The sequence below is a fragment of the Streptomyces sp. SID9727 genome, from assembly GCF_010550605.1.
Lineage (GTDB): Bacteria > Actinomycetota > Actinomycetes > Streptomycetales > Streptomycetaceae > Streptomyces.
Genome location: NZ_JAAGNI010000349.1, coordinates 1 through 3425 on the forward strand (window position 1 = coordinate 1; position 3425 = coordinate 3425).

Genomic DNA, 3425 nt, shown 5'->3' on the forward strand with positions numbered 1-3425 from the left:
TCACCCCCCGCACCACCAGCGGACCACCGGCACCCGGCCGCTGATACCGGGCCCGCGGCGCGAGTTCGTCGAAGCCTTCGACAGCCCGCCCGCGCCGCCCGCGCCGCGCCGGCGCGACCAGGTGGCCGACGACCCGTACCGCTCCGTCACCGACTGGGACCACCGCGAGCCGGAGACGCGGAGCGACGGGGACCGGGCCCCGGCCAGGGAGGCCAGGGGAGGCAAGGGCCGTACGCTCACCGGCATCGCGGCCGCCGCGGTGACCACCGTGCTCGCGGTCGTCGTGGCCGGGCAGGTCGCCCACGACGCCACGTCCGGGAGCGGCGCCGCGCAGGCGGCGGGGGTCGACCGGGACGGCACGGACGACGCGTCACGTTCGGACAGCCGTACGACCCCCTCACCCGGGGCGGCGGACGTCAAGCCCCTTACGTATGAACAGAAAATGGCCAAGCCCTATCCGCTGTCGCCGGCGCTGACCGGCTCGGGGAAGTTCGACACCGTGCCCGGCTCCGCCAAGGCGCCCGGCAAGGGGACGGTCCACCGCTACCGGATCGACGTGGAGAAGGGGCTCGGACTCGACGCCCGGCTGTTCGCCCAGGCGGTCCAGAAGACCCTCAACGACGACCGGAGCTGGGCGCACGACGGCGACATGACCTTCGAACGGATCTCCGAGGGCGAGCCGGACTTCGTCATCACGCTGGCGAGCCCCGGCACCACCGGCAAGTGGTGTGCCAAGTCCGGCCTCGACACCATGGAGGACAACGTCTCCTGCGACTCGGCCGCCACCGAGCGCGTGATGATCAACGCCTACCGCTGGGCACAGGGTTCGGCCACCTTCGGACCGGACAAGCTGTTCTCGTACCGGCAGATGCTCATCAACCACGAGGTGGGCCACCGGCTCGGTCACAACCACGAGAGCTGCCGGACGGAGGGCACGCTCGCGCCGGTGATGCAGCAGCAGACCAAGACGCTGGATCTCGACGGCATCAAGTGCCGCCCGAATGCCTGGGTTTATCCCTCGCCCGAGTAACCCTCAGTCCTCATAGCGCGACAGAACGCTATGGCGCCGGGAAAGTTACGCCGGTTCACCCCTTTCGGTGGCGCGACGGACAACCGTCCGTCGCGCCACCGGCGTATCCGCTTACGGTCGTCCCGCCGCGAGTCGCCGAAGGAACGGCGGCCGCTCATCAGGGAGATCGGGGGTGCGCTCGTGCGGATCGGACTGCTCACCGACGGTGGTTATCCGTACGCTACCGGTGAGTCCAGGCTCTGGTGCGACCGGCTCGTACGCGGGCTCGCACAGCACGAGTTCGACCTCTTCGCGCTCAGCCGCTCCGCCGAACAGGAGGCGGCGGGCCGGGTCCGGCTCCCGCCCCAGGTCGCCGGCGTGCGCACCGCGCCCCTGTGGACCGCCGACGAGGACACCCTCGGCCTGCACGCCCCCCGGGGACCGCTGGCCCGGCTGCTGACCGGTGGGGGCGCGCGGATGTACGCCCGGCGTGAACGGCGGCGCTTCGCCGGGCACTTCGCGGACCTCGCGGCCTCCGTCTGCACCGCCGCGGGCAGCGAGCGAAGCCGCACGGACGCGGAGCGGGCGGAAGGCGGCACCGAACCCCGCCTCGCGGACGAGCGGTTCACCCGCGGGCTCTACGGACTCGCCGACCTCGCCTGGGAACACGGCGGGCTGCCCGCCGCCCTGCGCTCCGAGACGGCCGTGCGCGTCCTGGAGGCCGCCTGCCGTGCGCCCGGCACCGGCCGCACCGTGCAGAGCGCCACCGTCACCGACCTGCTCGCCTTCGCCGCCGAGCTGGACCGGGTGCTGCGCCCCCTCTCACTCGACTGGTACGAGGAGGACGGCCTCGGTGCCGTGGACCTCTGCCACGCGACGGCGGGCGGTGCCGCCGCCCTGCCGGGTCTGCTGGCCAAACGCTTCTTCGGAGTGCCGCTGCTGGTCACCGAGCACTCCGTGCGGGTGCGGGCGCACTACCTCGCGTCGGGCGGTGCGCCGGTCAGTGCGCCGGTGCGCGCCCTCCTCGCGAACCTGCACGGACGGCTCGCCACCGAGGTGTACCGGCAGGCCGCGCTCATCACCCCCGGCAACACCCACGCCCGCCGCTGGCAGGAGCGCTGCGGCGCCGACCCCGCGAAGGTGCGGACCGTGTACCCCGGCATGGACGCGGCCCGGTTCGCCGCGCTCGGCGAGAGCGAGGACGGCGGCGGGCCCGGCGCACTCGTCTGGGTCGGCCGCATCGAGCCCGCCAAGGACCTGGCCGGGCTCCTGCGCGCCCTCGCCGAGGTGCGCCTGGCCGAGCCGGACGTCCGGCTGCGGATCATCGGTGCCCCGGCCCCCGGCCCGGCGGGCGCCGCCTACCTGGCCCGCTGCCGCACGCTGGCCGGCGAGCTCTTCCCCGGCGAGGACGCCGTCGCCTTCGAGGAGATCGGCGGGCCCGAGGTCCCGGAGCTGGCCCAGGCGTACGCGGCGGGCGGTGTCGTGGTGCTCTCCAGCGTGGTCGAGGGCTTCCCGATCAGCCTGGTCGAGGCGATGTTCTGCGGCCGGGCCACGGTCTCGACGGACGTCGGCGCGGTGGTCGAGGTCATCGGCGGTACGGGTCTCGTGGTCCCACCGCGCAACCCCCGGGCGCTCGCCGACGCCTGCCTCACGCTCCTGCGCGACCCGGAGCGCCGTGCACGCCTGGGTGCGGCGGCGCGTGCCCGGGCGCTCGAACTCTTCGGCGTCGAACAGAATCTGGCCGCCTTCCACGGCATCTACCTGGAGCTGATCGCGCGGGCGCCGGTACGCGAGAGGCCCCGCCCGGCCGGCCACGACGGCCCGCGTCCCTTCGCCACCCCGCCGGAGGCCCACGTCCTGGGCCACTGGCCGGAGCCGTCCGACCGGGAACGCGCCGACCGCACGCCCAGCTGGGCGGGCGCGGGGAGTGGCGATGCGTAGCCACGAGAACGCGGGCCCGCCCGCCCTGGCACCGGGCGAACAGCACCACGGAGGAACGACGATGAGCCGCGAGGGGCACCAGGGGGACGCCGCCTCGGCGCCCGACACCGGAGCCGGGGGCGCGCCCGCGCGCGCCCCCGAAGTGGCGCACGCGCACCCCGACTCCGCCCTGCGCAAGGCAGCCCTCGGGCGGCGGGGGACCGCCGACCCGGTGCGGGCGCTCATGCACCGTCACCGGGAACTGTGCGAACGGGCCGTCGACCCGCTGGAGATCGCCGCAGGTCTGGAGGCCCACGGCGTCACCGACCGCACCGCCGCCCGCTACCGGCACCGGGACGTGTTCTCGCTCGCCGAGGAGCTGTTCGCACGGGTCCCGGCGGTCGCGGCGGACCCCGTGGCGAAGGGCCCCGCCCCGGCGCGCGACGTCACCACGCGCGCCGCCTGGTCCCTGCGCGCCCTGCTGCCCGGCGCCGCC

General features: G+C 74.9%; 2 protein-coding genes and 1 pseudogene. All 3 read left to right on the forward strand.

Annotated elements, in window-relative coordinates; all coding sequences use genetic code 11:
• On the forward strand, positions 1–1030 hold a 1030-nt coding region (locus tag G3I41_RS23940), incomplete at its 5' end, for a DUF3152 domain-containing protein (RefSeq protein WP_164402458.1).
• Positions 1031–1210: 180 nt separating this feature from the next.
• Positions 1211–2950 carry a glycosyltransferase gene (locus tag G3I41_RS23945; protein WP_164402459.1) on the forward strand — a complete coding sequence of 580 codons (1740 nt, stop codon included), beginning with the start codon at positions 1211–1213 and terminating at the stop codon, positions 2948–2950.
• Positions 2951–3011: 61 nt separating this feature from the next.
• A pseudogene (locus G3I41_RS23950) lies at positions 3012–3425 on the forward strand (hypothetical protein); the annotation flags it as partial.